Raw genomic sequence first — 19808 nt, forward strand, 5'->3', positions numbered from 1 at the left:
CATCAGCGCTTCGGTGCAACGATCCCGAGCCGTTGTTTCAGAGTTGGACGGTCAAGTTGCTCAAAATTATTAGCGTAGTACATCGAATTGCTCAGCACCACTTTGACATAGTCGCGCGTTTCATTGAACGGGATAGTCTCCGCATAAATCGCCCCCTCTAAAGGACGCGTATCCTTCCATTGCCTTGCCCGGCCAGGTCCGGCGTTATAGGCAGCTGCAGCCAGCAGTGGTTGATCATCCAGTTGATCCAGTACATGCTTCAGGTAATAGGTGCCTAACTGGAGATTGGTATTGATATCGCTAACCAGACTGGTATGAAAATCACGCACTCCCAGTTTGCCGGCTACCCACTTGGCTGTGGCCGGCATCAGTTGCATCAGGCCGATTGCACCAGCGCCGGATTTGATATCCGCGATAAAGCGGCTCTCCTGCCGTATCAGCCCGTATACAAACGCTTCATCCAGCTGCTGCTGTTGCAGAACAGGGCGCATCTGCTCACGATAGGGCGCCAGATAGCGCAAGTTGAAATCATGATGGTTAACCGTTCTGATTGCAGTATTGATTACACGGTCATAAATACCATAGCGCTGGGCCACTTTGGCTGCTGCCAGCAGCTGCGCATCACTGAAATGCTGTACTGTCCAGATCCACTCGCGATTCGCCTCCACTCGCTGGTTCATCCGATACAGTGCCAGGGCTCGACGGATCCCCGGATTTTGTTCCATACGATGAATTTCCTGGGGCTTGACCTGATATTCGGTGGCCGGGACGCTGAGCATCTCACCCAACTCTTCCCTGGCCATCTGTCCATAGAAACTGTGTTCATGACTCAAGGGAATCAGCAAAGCATTGGCTTCTACATTCTTCTTGCTGATTTTCAGTGCGCGTGCACGCCAGTAACGCCAGACATCTTCCTGCTGCATGGCGGCAGGCATTTGGCTGATGCTATCCAGCAAGAATTTCCAGTTTCCTTCACGTAGTGCTACCCGTGCTTTCCATGCATGTTTGGTTTCAGACAGTGGATAGGCATGCTTGCCCCGAGTGGCTTCCATGAACCAGTTCATGGCGCGCGTATCCTGTCTGATCGCAGCCCAGTAGGCAAGATTTCCCATGAAGTAAGATTGATCTACTTCAGAAAACTGTCCGCGCATTTTATGCCAGCGGGCAAATGCCTGATTGGTCTCGCTGCGCAGCAGGCGCAACAATGCAAACAATACAACTTCCCGGTCCGCACGGGATTTAAACGTTGCCTGTCGATCAAGGAAACGTCTGGCATCTTTGGCAGCAGCACCCAGTTTCTGTAAATCAAGTGCCTGCTGACGCGGCAGGTATTTGTTTATACTTTTGGCCACGCCGGTATTGCCGGCTTCAAAAGCTAGCCTGATCCGGGTCCAGACATCCTCCGCCGAGATAGCGCCGGCTCTAATCAATGAATCGAATACAGCCACACAACTGGCTGGCATATCGCGCCCGGTAAACCAGAGTGAGCGAACTTCTGTACCCGCTGTTTTATCTCCCGCCGCGAGCCGGTGTTGCAATGCATAGCATTGCAAACTGTCTTCCCGGCTGACCAGCTTTGGGTATTCCTCGGCAAACGTCGCCCACTGCTGACGCTTGCCGAGAATCTGCAGCCAGTCTCCCCGCAATCTATCTGCCACGAGACTGTTGTCGTACCGAGCAAGAAAAGCCCTGATTGTGCCCGTATCCGCTGTTGTCAGCGACAGTCGCAGCTGAAAATATTCAGCATAAGGTGACAATACATGGCGCTTCATACGCTCGGCATATTCGGCAACCCGTGCCGCATTACCCATCCGGAATGCTTCCCTTATTTTCAGATAATCCTCATCTCCTCCTGCAACAAGCAGCTGCGCCCAGAACGCCAGCAATAACCCGGCAAATACTTTACTCATGACCTACCCATCCATTCAAAACCATGATCAAGATTGAATCCGATAGTGCAATCAGCCGATCTATTTACAAACTGATTACAACCAACCCAGCCTACAGGGGAAACAACACATTCATGTTGCAATAAGAGGGAGCATCGTTCATCTATTGCTGCCAGAGCCATCAATTCACAAAGATGTATAGCGCTTTTCGTGATCAAATAACGCCTTGTGCCAGCATTGCTTCCGCTACTTTCACAAAACCGGCTATATTCGCGCCATCCACATAATTGACTATGCCATTATTTTTCTGGCCGTACCCGATACAGGAACGGTGAATAGCACGCATAATTTCATGCAAGCGCATATCCACCTCGCCACTTGTCCAGGAAAGCCGCATGGCCTGTTGGCTCATCTCCAAGCCTGAGGTAGCTACCCCTCCGGCATTGCTCGCCTTACCAGGCGCAAACAGTATTTTTGCATACTGGAACCGTTCGATTGCCCCCGCAGTACAAGGCATATTGGCACCCTCAGCCACACAACTCACCCCATTCTTGACCAGTATTGCGGCATCATTATCATTCAACTCGTTCTGCGTCGCACAAGGCAAAGCGACATCCACCGGTACATTCCATGGTTTTTCACATGAAAGGAATTGTGCGCCTACCTTTTCAGCATACTCGTTTACACGTCCGTAAGAATGATTCTTGACTTCAGCCAGAATCGCCAATTTCTCTGGTGTAAATCCGGCTTCATCCACCACTGTTCCACTCGAATCGGAAACGGTGATCACTCTGGCTCCCAGTGACATGGCTTTGTCAATGGCAAACTGTGCCACATTTCCCGAGCCGGACACAGATACACGCATGTCCTTCAACGATCGGCCAACATGATTCAGCATCTCTTCGGCAAAATAGACCAGCCCATACCCGGTCGCCTCCGGCCGCAGCAATGACCCGCCAAAACTCAATCCTTTGCCGGTAAACACGCAATCCGACCGGTTAGTCAGTTTCTTCACCATGCCAGCCATATAACCGACTTCCCTGCCACCCACGCCAATATCCCCGGCGGGTACATCTGTATCCACCCCGACATGCCGGAACAACTCAGTCGCATACGCCTGACAGAAGCGCATGACTTCCCCGGGACTTTTACCCTTGGGATCAAAATCTGATCCACCTTTACCTCCACCCATAGGTAAAGTTGTCAATGCGTTTTTAAAGGTTTGCTCAAAAGCAAGAAACTTGAGAATGGAAAGATTGACGGAGGGGTGGAACCGCGTCCCTCCCTTGTATGGCCCGATCGCGGAGTTATATTGAATGCGGTATCCTCGGTTAACCCTGACTTCGCTACGATCATCCACCCACGCCACACGAAATACAATCATGCGTTCCGGTTCAATCAGCCGGTCCAGCAACCCCTGCTCAGCGTAACGGGAATGATCAACGATAAAAGGCCACAAACTTTCAATGACTTCTGAAACAGCCTGCAGGAATTCCGGTTGCCCCGGATTCCTTTCAGAAACATAATTCTTGAATTCCTCGATACTGCTGTATTTCATTTTCCATTCCCCTCAGTAAATAATATTCCAGACAAACGCACAAAAAAATCGGCCACCGCATCCCTACATTACGCCGATAATCATCGCAAAATTTCATAGATTTAGGGAAAGATTACACGCCATTTCTGAAATAATCCTGGAAGGGTAAAAATATGTTGCTACAAGCAGTAATCAGCGCTCATACGCCAGAGCAGGCGCCAACCATCGTTCTGCTTTCTCCAGCGCCCACCCTTTACGCCTTGCGTAATCTTCAACCTGGTCCTTGCCGATTTTGCCAACCGCAAAATACTTGGATTCAGGGTGGGAAATATAAAAACCGGACACAGCAGCAGTCGGTACCATGGCAAAGGATTCCGTCACGATAATTCCACTCCGTTTTTCCGCTTCAAGCACCGCAAACAATGGCCCCTTCTCGGTATGATCAGGGCAGGCAGGATAGCCCGGTGCCGGGCGGATTCCCAGATACTGCTCGTCGATCAACTGTTCATTGTTGAGACTTTCATCTTTCATATATCCCCAGAATTCCCGTCGTACCCGTGCGTGCATATGTTCTGCAAACGCTTCAGCCAGACGATCAGCCAGTGCTTTCAATATGATCGCGCTGTAATCATCATTTTCAGCTTCAAAAGCACGTACGCGCTCATCAATACCGAAGCCAGAGCTGACAGCAAACAAACCGATGGTGTCATTTATCCCGGTCTCTCGCGGTGCAATAAAATCGGCCAGTGCCAGATTGGGATGTCCCGAAGGTTTTGTCGTCTGTTGCCGCAAGGAATGCCAGGTCATGATCACCTTGCTGCGACTGCGGTCGGCATAAATCTCGATATCATCCCCGTTGACAGTATTGGCTGGAAACAGGCCGATAACAGCGTTGGCCGCAAGCCATTTCTGCTCAATAATCTTTCTGAGCATCACCTGCGCATCATGAAACAGATTGCTGGCCGCTTCTCCGACGACCTTATCCTGCAGGATTGCTGGATAGCGCCCATGCAACTCCCATGCCTGGAAGAAAGGCGTCCAGTCAATGTACGGAACCAGTGTTTCCAGCGGATAGTTGTTAAGAGTGCGTAATCCGAGAAAACTTGGAGCAGGTGGCGTATAACGGTTCCAGTCGGTTTTGAATGCATTGGCCCGGGCTTCTTCAAAGGTCAGCAGTTTGGAAGGCCCTTTCTTGTTTTTGTGCTGCTCCCGGTTCTTTTCCTGCTCGGCTTTGACCTGCTGGATATAGCCATCGCGCATATCCTGTGACATCAGATTGCTGCATACACCGACCGCCCGGCTGGCATCGGGTACCCATATGGTCACCCCGCTGTAATGGGGTGCTATCTTGACTGCTGTATGTACACGCGAAGTGGTGGCACCCCCTATCAGCAAGGGAATGGTGAACTGTTCGCGCTCCATTTCTCTGGCGACATGTGCCATTTCCTCCAGCGAAGGCGTAATCAAACCGGACACACCGATCATATCGGCATTTTCGCGACGGGCAGTTTCCAGAATTTGCGCACTGGGAATCATTACACCCAGATTGACAACCTCAAAGTTATTACACTGCAGCACGACCGAAACAATATTTTTGCCGATGTCATGCACATCACCCTTGACAGTGGCAATAACCAATTTACCCTTGGGTTTATTGTCGCCGGAAATCTTTTTTTCTGCCTCGATGTACGGCAACAGATAGGCAACCGCCTGCTTCATCACCCGCGCTGACTTGACTACCTGCGGCAAAAACATTTTGCCTGCACCAAACAGGTCACCCACTACATTCATACCGTCCATCAGCGGGCCTTCGATCACCTCGATCGGCTTGCCTCCCTGACTATCAATTTCCTGCCGGATCAGCTCCGTATCCTCAACAATATAGGTATTGATACCTCTGACCAGTGCATGAATCAGGCGTTGCCGCACCGGTTCATCCCGCCAGGCAAGATCTTCAGCCTGCTCTTTTTTCTGGCCCTTGAAATTTTCTGCAAACTCCACCAGACGTTCGGTTGCATCGGGTCGCCGGTTGAGCAGCACATCTTCAACACGCTCCAGCAGATCGGGAGGAATATCCGAATAAACCCCTAACTGGCCAGCATTGACGATCCCCATGGTCATGCCGGCCTTGACCGCATGATACAAGAACGCAGTATGAATTGCCTCGCGGATGGGTTCGTTACCACGGAACGAGAACGAAACATTGGACACACCCCCGCTGATCTTGGCGTAAGGCAGCGTTTGCCGAATGAGGCGGGTGGCTTCAATAAAATCAACTGCGTAGTTGCTGTGTTCCTCGATACCCGTGGCAATGGCAAAAATATTCGGATCGAAAATGATATCCTCGGGTGGAAAATCAGCCCGTTCAATCAGGGTATGGTAGCTACGTGTGCAAATATCCACCTTGCGCTGCAAGGTATCCGCCTGGCCGCTTTCATCAAACGCCATGACAATCACCGCCGCCCCATAACGGCGCGCCAGTTTGGCGTGCAGCAGAAATTCCTCTTCACCTTCCTTAAGACTGATGGAATTAATGATTGCCTTACCTTGGATGCATTTCAGGCCGGCTTCAATCACTGACCACCTGCTGGAATCAACCATGATTGGCAAGCGACTGATATCCGGTTCGGACGCGACCAGATTCAGAAAAGTCACCATCGCCTTTTGCGAATCCAGCATACCTTCATCCATGTTGATATCGATGATCTGCGCACCGCTCTCCACCTGGTTGCGCGCAATCACCAGTCCTTCCGCATAATTGCCACTAAGCACCAGTCGGGCAAATGCCTTGGAACCGGTAACATTGGTGCGTTCTCCCACGTTTACAAACAAAGAGCTCTCATCAATGCTGAGTGGCTCAAGGCCAGAGAGCCTCAACTTCTTAGGAAGATCAGGCAGCTTACGTGGCGGGATGTCCTGCACTGCTTCCACGATAGCGGCAATATGTTCCGGTGTCGTACCGCAACACCCGCCAACAATATTGACGAACCCTGATTGTGCAAAATCCTTGATCAACCGGGCAGTATATTCCGGAGTTTCGTCATAACCGGTTTCAGCCAGTGGATTGGGCAGACCAGCATTGGGATGGGCGCTGGTACAAACCTCGGAGACATTTGACAACTCTTGCACATAAGGGCGCATCAGCTCTGCTCCCAGTGCGCAGTTGATTCCCACCGACAGCGGGCGCGCATGTCGCACCGAATTCCAGAAAGCTTCCGGAGTCTGTCCGGAAAGATTACGTCCCGACGCATCAGTAATTGTGACCGATATCATTACCGGCAGACGCAATTCGTGTGTCTCAAAATACTGTTCAATGGCAAACAGTGCAGCCTTAGCGTTCAGGGTATCGAAGATGGTTTCGACCAGTAGGATATCGGCCCCGCCGTCAACCAATCCGCTCACCGATTCGGTGTAACTCTCAACCAGATCATCAAATGTGATGGCACGAAAACCGGGATCATTGACATCCGGTGAAAGCGAAGCTGTTTTGGTAGTAGGCCCGATTACGCCGGCAACAAAGCGGGGTTTATCAGGCTGTTTTGCTTCCATGGCGCGTGCTTCCTCACACGCCAGACGTGCACCTGCCACATTCAGCTCATACACCAGATCCTGCATGTGGTAATCCGCCATCGACGGTGCATTTGAATTGAACGTGTTGGTTTCGATAATATCGGATCCGGCTTCAAGATAAGCGCGATGAATAGCACGGATCACCTCTGGTTTGGTCAGGCAAAGCAGATCATTATTGCCCTTGAGGTCGTGCGGGAAATCAGCAAAACGCTCACCCCGGTAGTCCGACTCACTCAGCTTATAACTCTGGATCATCGTACCCATGGCACCATCCAGTATCAGGATACGTTCGGCAAGTAATTGTTTCAGCAAATCAGCACGATCAGACATTGTCATAACAGCTCTTCAAACGGGAATTTTTAGTCAAAATAAATACGGCAGCTGTATGCTTACTGCGGAAACGCATCCAGCTGGTCACGCAAACGGTGCAGAGTTTCTTCTTTACCAATCAGCTCCAGCACTGCGTCAATCGCCGGAGTTTGTGCTTCACCCGTGACCATGACACGCAGCGGCATCGCCAAGTTGGGAAACTTCAGCTTATGTGAGGAAACGGTCTGTTTAATTTCTTGGTGAATCGCTTCTCGCTTCCATTCAATCTGCGCCAGACGATCAATCAGGTATTCCAGAACCGGACGAATTTCAACGGTGAAATACTGCGTTCTGAGCGCTTCGGCAGGCTCGACGGCTTGAAAAAAATAAGCAGATGCGTCGGCCAGCTCTTCTATCGTGCTGACACGCTCTTTAAGCAGGTTGATGATTTTAAACATATTTTCCTCTCCCGGCAGGCTGTATTTTCTTCCCAGCAGAATGGGTGTAACCAGTTCCATCAACCGGGCATCCTCGGCAATTTTCAGATAATGCTGGTTCAGCCAGGTCAATTTTTCCGGATTAAATTTCGCCGGCGAACGATTGATTGCCGCCAGATCAAACCATTCAACTAATTGTTCCTGGCTGAAAATTTCCTCATCTCCGTGTGACCACCCGAGTCGTGCCAGATAGTTGATCAAGGCTTCCGGCAGGTATCCCTGATCCCGGTAATGCATCACGGATACCGCGCCATGCCGTTTAGATAAACGCTCACCATCTGCGCCAAGAATCATCGGTACATGTGCGTATTGTGGAATGATCGCCCCCAGTGCCTTGAGGATATTGATTTGACGAGGAGTATTGTTGACATGATCATCCCCACGGATAACGTGTGTAACACCCATATCAAGATCATCCAGCACCACTCCAAAATTGTAGGTAGGCGTGCCGTCACTTCGCATTAATACCAGATCATCCAGCTCATGATTGGCTACCGCGATCCGCCCCTTAACCAGATCATCAAATACCGCATACCCTTCACGTGGCGTTTTAAAGCGCACTACCGGCGTGACACCAGCTGGCGGAGTCTGCTTGCTATCGCGCCAGCGGCCATCATAACGCGGCTTCAACCCGGCCAAACGCTGCTGTTCACGCAGCGCATCCAGCTCTTCCTTACTGGCATAACAACGATAAGCAAGTCCCTGCTTGAGCAATAGCTCCGCAACTTCCTGGTAGCGACTCAACCGCTGCATCTGGTAATACGGCCCCTCATCATAATCAAGCCCCAGCCAGGCCATCCCATCGAGAATCGCCTGCACAGATTGCTGGGTAGAACGTTCAAGATCAGTATCCTCGATTCTCAGAATAAATTTTCCACCTTGTTTCCGGGCAAACGCCCAGGAAAAAAGCGCAGTGCGTGCACCGCCAATATGCAGGTAACCGGTTGGACTGGGAGCAAAACGTGTTTTTACCATCTGACTAAATATTAGAAGTTGTATACACAACCGTTTACACGGTTGTTTCCATACCAGGAAATCCTTGCTGATTCCTCTGGAGGAAATATTTTTTGAGCTGAAACACAAGAAAACTGGTCACAAAATACTCTTTCTCACAGCCTTTGTTTTTTTGATAATGATGCCATTATGTTACCATGAACGGCGCATTTCCCTGTCTCTCTGGATGGTTCGATTATCTTGGTATCTGCTGATTTCGACCATCAATCCTGCAGGCGTAATCCGCTTATTTGTTTCATTATTCGTCACCCGTTGAATCGGATAACATTAGAAAATGTTTTTTTTCGCACGCTTTCTGGGTTGAGCTGAGGATTGATTTGGTAAACGTTTTTTACGAGGAAGCAGGGGCTCTCAAAGTCGGCAATATCCTGGCTGACAACACCACCTCGCTGCAAATTGAATCCGTCCATGGAAAACGCTCCAAAATCAAGGCTGGAGCGATTTTGCTGCGCTTTGAAAATCCACCCATGCACGAATTCATGCAGCAGGCACAGGAAATGGCTGCTGAGATTGATGTGGATTTTTTATGGGAATGTTGCGAAGAGAACAATGAATTCACTGGGCAGGAACTGGCGAACGATTATTTTGGCCATACGCCCAACCCTGTTGAAATCGCTGCCATCACGATTTTGCTGAACCAGAATCCGATCTATTTCCATAAAAAAGGAACCGGCCGCTACAAAGCCGCCCCCCCGGAAATTTTGCGGGCCGCACTGGCCAGCCGCGAAAAAAAGCGATTGGCCGAGGAAAAACAGGCTAGTTATGTGCAGCAGCTGGTGGCATTCGAGTTACCTGATACATTCAGGCCATTACTGGATGATCTACTGTATAAGCCGGATAAAAATACAATTGAATGGAAAGCACTGGAAGCAGCCTGTGCAGCCACCAGACTGAGTGTCCCCAGATTGCTGGAGCAATGCGGCGCCATTCCTTCAACACATGACTACCATTTCAACCAGTTTTTATATGAACACTTCCCGGAAGGAACCAGCACGGATTCCCTTCCATCTGATTTCCACCGCACGGACCCGGAAGATTTTCCGCTGGCTGAAGTCACGGCGTTCAGTATTGATGATGCTGCCACAACAGAAATCGATGATGCCTTTTCTGTAACGCCGCTAACATTTGGCAGTTTCCGCATTGGAATACATATTGCTACGCCCGCACTGGGTGTTGCACCGGATTCGCTTCTTGATAAATTTGCAGCAAAACGCCTGTCAACGGTTTATCTGCCTGGCCGCAAAATCACCATGCTTCCGGAAAGCGTAATTCAGCATTTCACACTGAGCGAAACACGCCGCCGTCCGGTGCTCTCGTTATATCTGGACGTGGCGGATGATTTTACTGTCACCAACACACTCAGCCGGATAGAAACCATCGAAGTTTCTACCAACTTACGCCTCGATGTACTGGAACAACAGTTTAACGAAATTACCTTGCGTGAAAATCAGGCAAATTATCCTTTCGCTCATGAGTTAAGAGTGCTCTGGGATTTTTCCAACAAAATGGAGAAATTGCGTGGTAAGGATCAAGATATCAATAGTGAGAAAGTGGATTACAGTTTTACTATTGAACAAGATCGTGTTTCTATTTCCGAACGGCGCCGGGGCGCACCCATCGATAAAGTCGTATCAGAACTGATGATTTTTGCCAACGCCGAATGGGGCAAGCAACTCGCAGATGCCGGCTTCGCCGGGATTTATCGTAGCCAGGGAAATGGCAAGGTGAAGATGAGCCTTTCTCCCGCGCCGCATCAGGGACTGGGGGTATCACAATACACCTGGAGCAGCTCCCCTATGCGACGTTATGTGGATCTTATCAATCAGCGTCAGTTGATTGCATTGGTATCGGGTAATCCACCCGCCTATACCCGGGAAGATGATGCGCTGCTGATCGCCATGCGGGATTTTGAAATGGCCTATGCAACCTACGCGGAATTTCAGCGTGGAATGGAACGCTACTGGTGCCTTCGCTGGTTATTGCAGGAAAACATCAATACAACCGGTGCGGTTGTTGTAAAGGAAAATCTGGTTAAACTGGATCGCTTGCCACTGATAGCCCGGGTGCCTTCATTACCCGATCTCTCCCCAGGCACATTCGTTACCATCGGCATTTCGCAGATCGATCTGCTGGATCGCACGCTCCATGCCAGCTTTCTTGGTAAGCGTGAAGACTGATAAATCAATGCAGCACACGGTAGTTCCCGGTTTCCCCATGCAACCCCATCGCAAAATTTCCCTAGCACTACTGATTTCGCTGCTGCTGCATATGGCGATTGTTGCTGGCATATCGCTCAATCCGTCTGCGCAAAAGCATACCAAAATCACCAAATCCATAGATGTGGTGCTGGTCAACAGCAAATCCCAAACCAAACCCGTAGATACCAAGGTATTCGCCCAGACCAATCTGGATGGTGGCGGCAATGTGGCGGAAGATCGCCAGGCCAAAACCCCTCTGCCAGTGCTGCCTGGAGTAAAGCCGATGACAGATCTCACCGTGGCTGCTCAGAAAACAAAACAACTGGAAAGCAAAATCAAAAAACTGCTGACCGTTGCCGAAAGCAAAGCTCATGTCACACAACCTCTTCCGCAGGCAAAACCGGAACAGGATAAACCCAAGCAAAATCAACCTGCCGCCATCAATCCGGACAGCTATAGCGACTTACTGCAGCGCAGCCTCGAGATCGCTCGTTTGGAAGCACAGATCGCAAAAGACCACGAGGCCTATCAGAAACGCCCAAAACGCAGATTTATCGGCGCACGTACACGCGAATATCGCTTTGCCCGCTATCTGGAAGACTGGCGGCTCAAGGTGGAGCGCATCGGCAACCTGAATTACCCGGAAGAAGCCAGAAGAAAAAAACTGTACGGCAGCCTGCAGCTGACCGTAGGTGTGCGCTCTGATGGCAGCCTGGAATCAATCGGGATTGATCGCTCTTCCGGCACCCAGATACTGGATGATGCCGCCATCCGGATTGTCCGACTGGCTGCACGCAACGGATTTGCCCCCTTCCCGCCCGATATCAGCCGGGATACCGATATCCTGCATATTACCCGCACCTGGGTATTCTCTCGCTCGGATAAGCTGCTGAGTGAATAGCAAAATTCTCAGAAATACTTAAAATCAGTCACGATGGATACTTACGCAGTCATTGGCAACCCGATCACACACAGCAAATCACCGTTTATTCATACCCAGTTTGCGCAGCAGACCGGACGCAGCATGTGCTATACCACCCTGCTGGCACCACTGGATGGATTTGAACGCACCGTCACCACTTTTCGCGAAAATGGTGGCATAGGCTTAAACATCACTGTTCCCTTTAAATTTGAGGCCTACGCACTGGCTACACGGTTGACGGATCGCGCCCGTGCCGCGCATGCAGTTAATACTTTCAGATTCGAGCAGGAGAATGAAATACTCGGCGACAATACCGATGGTGTGGGTCTGGTGCGCGATATTACAATCAATCTGGATTTTGCTTTGCCAGGCAAACATGTTCTGCTAATGGGCGCCGGTGGCGCTGCCAGTGGTGTCATTCTGCCGCTGCTGCAACAAAAACCTGGCCTGCTGGCTATCGCCAACCGCACGCCTGACAAAGCAATCGCCTTGCAGCAGCAATTTGTGAACCATGGAAATATTACTGGCGGACATTATCAGGATTTTATCGGGCAACAATTCGATCTCATTATCAATGCCACTTCAGCCAGTCTGCACAATGCACTCCCTCCCATTCCCGCAGATTTGTTCCATGGTACTGCGCTTGTCTACGACATGCTGTACAGCAGCAAGTTGACACCATTTCTGGAATTTGCCAGCACGCAAGGGGTTACTAATCTGGTTGACGGCACCGGTATGCTGGTCGAACAAGCCGCCGAATCCTTTCTGCTTTGGCACGGTATCCGTCCTGAAACACAGAACGTCATCCGACAACTCAGAGATGAATTGCACCTCCATGCCTCGTGAAACTGACCAAAACATCCCGACCAACCACACCCCAACCAGGATTGATCAGCACCTGGCTGTTACGCCCATTACTGCTGCTCCTGGCAATTGCATTACTGTATCAATCCTGGTTTCTGCTACACATCATCTACTGGCGTACTTACCACCCAACCACCAGCGCATTCATGCAAGATCGCCTGGAAACCATGCACCGACAGAATCCGGCTGCAAAATTACAGCATCGCTGGGTAGATTACGAACAGATTTCCAATCATCTTAAACGGGCAGTCATCGCCACTGAAGATGCCCGTTTTATGCAACACCAGGGATTTGACTACAAGGCAATTGAAGTAGCCTGGAAAAAAAACCTGAAACAACGCAAACTGGCTGCTGGCGGCTCAACCATCAGCCAGCAGCTTGCTAAAAATTTGTTTTTATCGAGCGAAAAAACCGTATGGCGTAAATTACAGGAAACCCTCATCACACTGATACTGGAAGAATTTCTGAGCAAACGGCGTATTCTGGAAATTTACCTGAATGTCATTGAATGGGGAGAAGGTGTATTCGGCATTGAAGCCGCAGCGCGCCACTATTTTGGAATACCTGCGTCATCTCTCGCACCTGAACAATCCGCCTGGCTGGCGTCAATCATCTCCAACCCGCGTTTTTATGATACGCATCGCCAATCACCCAGATTGCTCAAAAAAGCCCGGATCATTCTGTCACGCCTGCCGACAGCAAAAATCCCGTAAAAAACAGAAACAAACATGAACAAGGCTGAACGAATAACCTCGTCTGATATGAAACATACATACCGATACCTGCTATGGTTGCTGCTTCCATGCTTGCTCCCCGTACTTCAAGGTTGTCTGTCACCGATTACGCTGCAGCATGCAGTCAGTGCCTACGACGACACCATCACAGATGCCATTTCCAGACAGCTGTTGACAAACATCGCCCGTGCCCAACACCATCAACCAATTCATTTTACTGGCATCTCAAACGTGGCAGCCACCTTCGATTTTCGTTTCAATGCCGGTGCCACACCTGCATTGGGTGGATTGGCTGGAAATACGCTGATGCCGATATTCGGCGGCAGTATTGCAGAGAACCCAACGATCAGCATCGTTCCAATCGAAGGTGAAGAATTCACCTGGCGGCTGCTAACACCTTTCCGGCAGAACAAGTTCATGCTGCTTTTTCGCCAACGTTTCGATGTCGATCTGTTATTACGGCTGATGGCTCAGGAAGTGCGTATCCAGGAGGGTTTGTCTCAGAAAACATATCGCAACAGATCTCCCTTTCCAGCAGACTACGAGATGTTCCGCAAAGTAGTATTGCATCTATCGGCAATCCAGGATCAAAACCAGCTTCATGCCGAACCTCTAAACATAGAATACAACTGGACCCTGCCTGCAGCATCGGTATCTGCCGAAGGCTTTCAAACACTGGAAAAGGAGTTTTCCATCTATCATGATCAGCAAAAGGGACTGTTTACTCTTCGTCAGAAAAAGCAGGGGCCGATCCTCATTACCAACTATGATCCAGAAATGCTATCCGAAACAGAGCGTGTGCAATTGAATGAAGAAGCAAAGCAGTAGGATCCCACTGATGTTGCATTTGACATTCGTCCTGGCGGAGCGGGGGGAGAATGGCCCATGAAAGGTGCCTTCCGGTTGCGAAGCTTTCATGCAATCATTAATTTTCTCGGTAGTTCACTGGACGATGAACCAGAATACCAAGTGGAAAAGGATCCACGCACTCCCCCCATCCTCCGTAACGAAAATCCTGATGCCACGATGGCTCTTCTTGTGACAGACAGCTCACTACCGAATACTGATCTGTCAATCCGGTCACACGGCAAATACTACGCAGTAAATAACCAGGAATCGCATACTCGGTGGAACCGTAATGCTTTTCAGATGCTGTATCTGCTGTTCCAAATGACCGTAACAGGTCTACCGCATACCAACGTTCCCGGTATCACTATTGCCAAATAATCAAAGATATTCGATATCTCTATCCGTCAATCTTACAGCTGGGATTCGGGTTATCGCTGGTGTCTACCATACCCAGAACGTTAATGCTTATGAGATAGCAGCTTCAAGCAGTGAGTGAAGAGATTTCACAGCGTTGCAACAAGGTATCTGAAAAACTATTGGGATGGCCGAAAGCGGCGGGAACGCCGGGGCAAATACAACTCATCTATCGCTGGATACGGAACGCTCTCGAATAAGAAAATCAGTTCCGACTATTAATGTATAACCAAATCAAAGGTAGTAAGGCCGCTGTTGATGCCAAATATTTTCTCGATATTTTGCACAGGTTTACGCCATCAAGATCCAGAAGACCCTCACTAATAATAAGAAGTTTACCGATTCATTCTTTGCAGAATGCATAAAAACCCATAAACAATCATAGGCTTGGTCATTGTGCCATTAGATCAGCCGCCGCAATCGGTATTGAAGCCAAAGACACCATTTCAGACCATGCTGGATTGGTACGAAAAACAGCTCAATTTATTTCATGAAAAACCAGTTAATCGCCGGGATAAGATACTTTCTCCATTTCGGACCGGCATAACAAGAGTGAGTATCCATTTTTATCAGGTTATCCCGGCTATTATCTACAATAGAGGTAGTAAGCTTTGTGTGCTAGCGTACATATTAAGTACATTCTTTCTGATAATCTAATTTAAAAATAAAGATTAAATTAGAAAAAATAGCACGAGGTGCTTCTTGCTCGACAGGTTCTCAGACATTCAGATTGAATGTCGTACCGAAGAAGGTAGTAAAACAGGTACCCCCTTAATCTAAAAAATCGAGAGGGTGTTCAGCTTTCTTTATTAATTACTCAGGAGAGCCTTGCCATGACGCAACTTAACAACCATTTTTTCACATTCTTCTTAACTCTCCTAATGGTTTCTTTGCTGGGTTGCGCATCGACAGCAAAACAATCGGGAACCGGAGAGTATCTTGATGATACTGTCATCACCACAAAGGTCAAAGCAGCAATTTTCAATGAACCTATCCTAAAATCTGCTGAAATCAATGTTGAAACCTTTAAAGGTGTTGTTCAATTGAGTGGCTTCGTTAGTTCGCAAGTTCATGCCAACAGAGCGGTCGAAATTGCACGCAGTGTTGGGGGTGTAAAATCTGTCAAGAATGATATGAGAATCAAATAACGACAGATCACTGTGCTGGTTAACCAGCACTCATTCTGAACTGTAGCCAGATGCAGGAAAATAAATGTTGGGTAACAGACGTTCGGCTTCTTTTTTGACGATGGCATAACATTCGCAGCTCAATTCCTCAAGTTTGGGTCGATCCAATACCTTGATATGTCCGCGGCTGTATTCGATCACTCCCAGTTTCTGTAGTTTTCCGGCGGCTTCGGTAACGCCTTCACGGCGCACCCCAAGCATATTGGCGATCAACTCCTGAGTCATCGTCAACTGGTTATCTGGCAAACGATCCATCAAAAGCAGAAGCAAGCGACAGAGTTGTTGGTCTATCGAATGGTGACGATTGCAGACCGCTGTCTGGGCCGTTTGCGTAATTAAGGCCTGCGTATAACGCAGCATCAGATGTAATAATTCACCGTGGCGATCGAACTCATCCTTGAGCCGCTTCCCTAGTAGCCGGTAAGCGTAACCAGCGCATTGCACGATCCCCCGGCTCGGGGTGCTTTCACCTCCCATAAATGAAGCGACACTAATGAGACCATCGTTACCCACCATCAAGATTTCTGCCGATGCGCCACTTTCCATCACATAAAGCAGCGATATGATGGCGTCGGTCGGAAAATAGGCATGACACAAAGTATCCCCTGATTCGTACAAGACTTTACCAAGCGGCAGTGAGACCAGTTCGAGATGAGGAAATATACGGTCCTGAACTTCGGCCGGCAACGCAGCTAATAGATGGTTTTGTTGCGGAGTAGGTAATACAGACATATCAGTCTCCGATTATATAGTGTGATCACGAGATAAACGTTATGAGATGCTTGTTTACGAAGAAAATATTATATGGGATAAGCATATTTTGGGCACGATATTCTGGACAAGATTTGAAAATTATTGAAGTCGTATTCGTCTGGTTGAGAGGGGTCTGGTTGAGAGGGAAGTTTGAGGTGGCAAGACACGAGATAATCACCAATTTATTGAGGAAATTTTCTGAATGATTCGCATGGGTGCCTCGTGATGCAACTTGCCACTGAATTATGGAGATTGGGGCACACTCATCGATGTTTTATCCACTAGCGTGATAAAGGGGTATAGGAAAAATAATGATTTTCATTATGTACGGTATCGTACATACAATGTTTAGTATCGTCATTAAAATGACAAATATGGGGTATTAGTCCCATATTCAATGGGGTAGCCCAGTGAATACAACTAAAACAAAATTGGAGACATAATGATGAAACATACCTACCTTTTAATACTTATGATGACTGCAACAATTCTGGCATTACCCGCCTGTGACCAAACTAAAACAGGTACTGAAAAAGTAGTAGATAATGTTAACGATGCGCTTGACCGGAGACCCGGAGAGAAAGTTCTTGATGCTGCTGAAGATGCGGGTGATGCGGCTAAAGATGCGGGGGATACGCTCAAAGATAACGTTAACGATGCGCTTGATCAAAGACCTGGGGAGAAAGCTCTTGATGCCGCCGAAGATGCAGGTGATAAGCTTGAAGATGCCGGCAAAGAAATTAAGGAAAGCGTTAAAGATGCATACTGATCAGTATGCATCTTAATTATCCAACATTTTCCTGATCTTCAGTATTGCAGATACTAAGCCATTTTAAGCGGATTATCCCAGTTGTTGATAAAACCAGAGGAGAAACTCGTGGACTATACAGGATTAATAATTTTTATCGCAATCGGTGCAATCGCGGGCTGGTTAGCTGGGATATTGATGAAAGGAAGGGGCTTTGGTCTCATGGGCAATATCATTATTGGCATTGTTGGTGCCATTGCAGGTGGTCTCTTGTTCGGTCTATTGGGGCTCATCGGTTCAATAGTGACCGCTATAGTCGGATCCGCAGTATTATTATTTCTAGCCTGGGTTATCACGAAGTCTAAGAATCCATCCTGAATTGATTAACATAGGAGAGACATTATGAGCACGAAAGAAGCATACAAACAAAAGATAGAAGCCGAAATTGAGTTGGCACAGGCCAAATTGGCAGAACTGAGGGCTGAAGCGAAGAGTTCTGCAGCTGATACCCGCATAAAATATGATAAGCAGATAGGAGAACTTGAGCAAAAGGTTGATACTGCGAAGGCTAAGATGGGGGAACTGGCTGAGGCCAGCGAGGATGCGTGGGAGGATCTTAAGGATAGCGCAGAGGATGCTTGGGATTCGCTAAGTAGTGCTGTCCGAGATGCAGCCGCAAAGTTAAAAGACAAGTTTAAAGGTTAGATGTTATTAGCCTTGTAAAAACCGTCCCACGCTAATATGCGCATCAATTAGCGTGGGTATCGCAAATGTCTAACAACCTCCATCCATGAAATATACCAAAAGGCCTACCTCCAGCCGACGAAAATCAGGCTTGAGTACTTCCTGGAAGCAGTGTCGTTCGTCCATCAAGTCGTTTTCCAGTGTCGTTCGTCCATCAAGTCGTTTTCTTCACCTATATAAACTACGTAGGTTGAAACATCGTGAGCATATTGCTCGCAGTACCCGAACGTGAGCAATCTCTGGGAGAAGAGATCGCGAACAGCATCAGCCACGGTATAGGACTGGTCGCAGCACTGATAGCAACCCCATTTCTTATTATGCGTGCGGTGCAGTACGCAGATACAGGCTTTATCATTGGTGCGAGTTTTTTTGCAGCAACGATGATCCTGCTGTATCTCGCTTCTACCCTCTATCATGCTTTGCCGCAAGGCAAGGCTAAGCGTGTATTTAAGATTATCGAACATTCTGCGATCTATCTCCTCATCGCTGGTACCTACACGCCGTTCACGCTGGGTGTGCTTCGTGGTCCATGGGGATGGACACTCTTTGGGATCGTCTGGGGGCTCGCCGCAATCGGAGTAACATTGAAAGCATTCGATAAGATGCACAACCCCATTATCACCACCAGTCTTTATCTGCTTATGGGGTGGCTCATTCTCATCGCAATTTACCCGTTGTACACCCGCATACCTGTATCCGGCTTACTATGGTTGATTGCAGGAGGGGTGACTTATACGATCGGCGTATTCTTTTTTGCGACCGACTCACGTTTTCGATACGGTCACTTCATCTGGCATTTGTTTGTAATGGTGGGTACTGTCTGCCACTACTTTGCAGTCCTCTGGTATGCAGCTCCCTAGCAGTATGGTTTTTCCAGATAGAGCTTCCCACCAGGCCTAATTTTTCCTGGTATCGATTCATTCCCACATTACGTTACAACCTGCCTTTGCTGCGGCAGTCAGTAACTCAATTAGAGGCAGTCCTCGATTAATCATGCTTACCACCGGCTCATTTGTATCTTCATCCTTATTCTCGACTGGTGGCGAGATTTCTTTTTGTATATTTAAAGCAGTTGTTAACCAATGCAGTGCTTGAGGAACATCTGCTGCCAGAATAGCGCCCGGTACGGTTTCACTGTGCCCCATCATTTTCAACATGGTTAGCGCGTCTTCTCCAAACATGGTGATATCAGCATAGCTATCGGTTTTGAATGTCACGAGCATGCATTTCTCCTTGATAGGTAATGGATCGATTGTGATTAATTTACTTTTTCAATACCGCATTCCGTTTTCCGGTAATTGTGTAGATATTCGCTTCCTCTCACTTGCTAAATGAGTAGTCTCTTCTTGTGAATACTGATGATAATTTTATCCTCGTCAGAGCTCTAGGTGTTTAGTCCCACGGTGTGCTGGAATGGGTCAAAGATAAAACGATCTGGCTCATTTTTCCAGATTTTGCAGATGTATTCATAGGGTGTTAGGCCTTTGAGAGCTTTTAGTCTTTTGGCGAAGTTATAAGCCATCACAAAGCGATGGAGATGGGCCTTCAACTGATCGTGTGAGTCGTAATAATACCGTTT

General features: G+C 48.5%; 17 protein-coding genes and 2 pseudogenes. 12 read left to right on the forward strand and 7 right to left on the reverse strand.

What is annotated here, in order from left to right:
- Nucleotides 1-2 precede the first annotated feature (2 nt).
- The 4 genes from C8R14_RS06095 to gltX form a co-directional block, all read right to left on the reverse strand.
- A complete protein-coding gene (locus C8R14_RS06095; protein ID WP_011633620.1) occupies nucleotides 3-1910 on the reverse strand; it encodes a lytic transglycosylase domain-containing protein in 1908 nt (635 codons plus the stop codon).
- A 193-nt stretch (nucleotides 1911-2103) separates the two neighbouring features.
- Complete coding sequence (gene gdhA / locus C8R14_RS06100; protein ID WP_011633619.1) at nucleotides 2104-3447, reverse strand: NADP-specific glutamate dehydrogenase; 1344 nt, start codon at nucleotides 3445-3447, stop codon at nucleotides 2104-2106.
- Nucleotides 3448-3618: 171 nt separating this feature from the next.
- Complete coding sequence (gene metH / locus C8R14_RS06105; RefSeq protein ID WP_011633618.1) at nucleotides 3619-7332, reverse strand: methionine synthase; 3714 nt, start codon at nucleotides 7330-7332, stop codon at nucleotides 3619-3621.
- A gap of 53 nt (nucleotides 7333-7385) precedes the next feature.
- Nucleotides 7386-8777, reverse strand: coding sequence for a glutamate--tRNA ligase (gene gltX / locus C8R14_RS06110; RefSeq protein WP_011633617.1), 1392 nt, complete (start codon nucleotides 8775-8777; stop codon nucleotides 7386-7388).
- 356 nt (nucleotides 8778-9133) lie between these two features.
- Between gltX and C8R14_RS06120 the strand changes: the two genes are divergently transcribed.
- The 8 genes and pseudogenes from C8R14_RS06120 to C8R14_RS06145 all read left to right on the forward strand — a co-directional run bounded on the left by C8R14_RS06120 (nucleotide 9134) and on the right by C8R14_RS06145 (nucleotide 15945).
- The gene (locus tag C8R14_RS06120) at nucleotides 9134-10993 is read left to right on the forward strand and encodes a ribonuclease catalytic domain-containing protein (RefSeq protein ID WP_011633616.1); all 1860 of its coding nucleotides are present in this window, start codon (nucleotides 9134-9136) and stop codon (nucleotides 10991-10993) included.
- Nucleotides 10994-11000: 7 nt separating this feature from the next.
- On the forward strand, nucleotides 11001-11915 hold the full coding sequence (locus tag C8R14_RS06125) for an energy transducer TonB (RefSeq protein WP_107818305.1): 915 nt from the start codon (nucleotides 11001-11003) through the stop codon (nucleotides 11913-11915).
- A gap of 33 nt (nucleotides 11916-11948) precedes the next feature.
- A complete protein-coding gene (gene aroE, locus C8R14_RS06130) occupies nucleotides 11949-12782 on the forward strand; it encodes a shikimate dehydrogenase (RefSeq protein ID WP_011633614.1) in 834 nt (277 codons plus the stop codon).
- Complete coding sequence (gene mtgA, locus C8R14_RS06135; RefSeq protein ID WP_011633613.1) at nucleotides 12779-13513, forward strand: monofunctional biosynthetic peptidoglycan transglycosylase; 735 nt, start codon at nucleotides 12779-12781, stop codon at nucleotides 13511-13513. Before aroE ends, mtgA begins: the two co-directional genes overlap by 4 nt.
- A 48-nt stretch (nucleotides 13514-13561) precedes the next feature.
- Nucleotides 13562-14362 (forward strand): hypothetical protein, encoded by an 801-nt coding sequence (locus C8R14_RS06140; protein ID WP_309147357.1) that lies wholly within the window; start codon nucleotides 13562-13564, stop codon nucleotides 14360-14362.
- A gap of 57 nt (nucleotides 14363-14419) precedes the next feature.
- Nucleotides 14420-14761, forward strand: coding sequence for a hypothetical protein (locus C8R14_RS14305; RefSeq protein ID WP_011633611.1), 342 nt, complete (start codon nucleotides 14420-14422; stop codon nucleotides 14759-14761).
- Nucleotides 14762-14786: 25 nt separating this feature from the next.
- Nucleotides 14787-14920, forward strand: a pseudogene (locus C8R14_RS14375) (IS1595 family transposase); the annotation flags it as partial.
- 710 nt (nucleotides 14921-15630) lie between these two features.
- Nucleotides 15631-15945 carry a BON domain-containing protein gene (locus C8R14_RS06145; RefSeq protein ID WP_011633610.1) on the forward strand — a complete coding sequence of 105 codons (315 nt, stop codon included), beginning with the start codon at nucleotides 15631-15633 and terminating at the stop codon, nucleotides 15943-15945.
- Between the two features lie 30 nt (nucleotides 15946-15975).
- On the opposite strand, the gene C8R14_RS06150 is transcribed toward C8R14_RS06145, so the two are convergent.
- Nucleotides 15976-16716 (reverse strand): Crp/Fnr family transcriptional regulator, encoded by a 741-nt coding sequence (locus C8R14_RS06150; RefSeq protein ID WP_011633609.1) that lies wholly within the window; start codon nucleotides 16714-16716, stop codon nucleotides 15976-15978.
- A 463-nt stretch (nucleotides 16717-17179) separates the two neighbouring features.
- Between C8R14_RS06150 and C8R14_RS06155 the strand changes: the two genes are divergently transcribed.
- From C8R14_RS06155 to trhA, 4 genes are all read left to right on the forward strand, one after another.
- Complete coding sequence (locus C8R14_RS06155) at nucleotides 17180-17506, forward strand: hypothetical protein (RefSeq protein ID WP_011633608.1); 327 nt, start codon at nucleotides 17180-17182, stop codon at nucleotides 17504-17506.
- An 81-nt stretch (nucleotides 17507-17587) separates the two neighbouring features.
- Nucleotides 17588-17863 (forward strand): GlsB/YeaQ/YmgE family stress response membrane protein, encoded by a 276-nt coding sequence (locus C8R14_RS06160; protein ID WP_256201539.1) that lies wholly within the window; start codon nucleotides 17588-17590, stop codon nucleotides 17861-17863.
- A gap of 24 nt (nucleotides 17864-17887) precedes the next feature.
- Complete coding sequence (locus C8R14_RS06165; protein ID WP_011633606.1) at nucleotides 17888-18190, forward strand: sll1863 family stress response protein; 303 nt, start codon at nucleotides 17888-17890, stop codon at nucleotides 18188-18190.
- Nucleotides 18191-18429: 239 nt separating this feature from the next.
- Nucleotides 18430-19089 (forward strand): PAQR family membrane homeostasis protein TrhA, encoded by a 660-nt coding sequence (gene trhA / locus C8R14_RS06170; RefSeq protein WP_011633605.1) that lies wholly within the window; start codon nucleotides 18430-18432, stop codon nucleotides 19087-19089.
- 57 nt (nucleotides 19090-19146) lie between these two features.
- On the opposite strand, the gene C8R14_RS06175 is transcribed toward trhA, so the two are convergent.
- A complete protein-coding gene (locus C8R14_RS06175; RefSeq protein WP_011633604.1) occupies nucleotides 19147-19452 on the reverse strand; it encodes a DUF1840 domain-containing protein in 306 nt (101 codons plus the stop codon).
- A gap of 161 nt (nucleotides 19453-19613) precedes the next feature.
- Nucleotides 19614-19808, reverse strand: a pseudogene (locus tag C8R14_RS13730) (IS481 family transposase); the annotation flags it as partial.

It is taken from the genome of Nitrosomonas eutropha, from assembly GCF_003201195.1.
GTDB lineage: Bacteria > Pseudomonadota > Gammaproteobacteria > Burkholderiales > Nitrosomonadaceae > Nitrosomonas > Nitrosomonas eutropha.

Bases quoted from the DNA above. Each gene is read 5' to 3' on its own strand.
- C8R14_RS06095 (WP_011633620.1), bottom strand. From the start codon at position 1,910: ATGAGTAAAGTATTTGCCGGGTTATTGCTGGCGTTCTGGGCGCAGCTG.
- gdhA (WP_011633619.1), bottom strand. From the start codon at position 3,447: ATGAAATACAGCAGTATCGAGGAATTCAAGAATTATGTTTCTGAAAGG.
- metH (WP_011633618.1), bottom strand. From the start codon at position 7,332: ATGACAATGTCTGATCGTGCTGATTTGCTGAAACAATTACTTGCCGAA.
- gltX (WP_011633617.1), bottom strand. From the start codon at position 8,777: ATGGTAAAAACACGTTTTGCTCCCAGTCCAACCGGTTACCTGCATATT.
- C8R14_RS06125 (WP_107818305.1), top strand. From the start codon at position 11,001: ATGCAGCACACGGTAGTTCCCGGTTTCCCCATGCAACCCCATCGCAAA.
- aroE (WP_011633614.1), top strand. From the start codon at position 11,949: ATGGATACTTACGCAGTCATTGGCAACCCGATCACACACAGCAAATCA.
- C8R14_RS06140 (WP_309147357.1), top strand. From the start codon at position 13,562: ATGAAACATACATACCGATACCTGCTATGGTTGCTGCTTCCATGCTTG.
- C8R14_RS14305 (WP_011633611.1), top strand. From the start codon at position 14,420: ATGAAAGGTGCCTTCCGGTTGCGAAGCTTTCATGCAATCATTAATTTT.
- C8R14_RS06145 (WP_011633610.1), top strand. From the start codon at position 15,631: ATGACGCAACTTAACAACCATTTTTTCACATTCTTCTTAACTCTCCTA.
- C8R14_RS06150 (WP_011633609.1), bottom strand. From the start codon at position 16,716: ATGTCTGTATTACCTACTCCGCAACAAAACCATCTATTAGCTGCGTTG.
- C8R14_RS06155 (WP_011633608.1), top strand. From the start codon at position 17,180: ATGATGAAACATACCTACCTTTTAATACTTATGATGACTGCAACAATT.
- C8R14_RS06165 (WP_011633606.1), top strand. From the start codon at position 17,888: ATGAGCACGAAAGAAGCATACAAACAAAAGATAGAAGCCGAAATTGAG.
- C8R14_RS06175 (WP_011633604.1), bottom strand. From the start codon at position 19,452: ATGCTCGTGACATTCAAAACCGATAGCTATGCTGATATCACCATGTTT.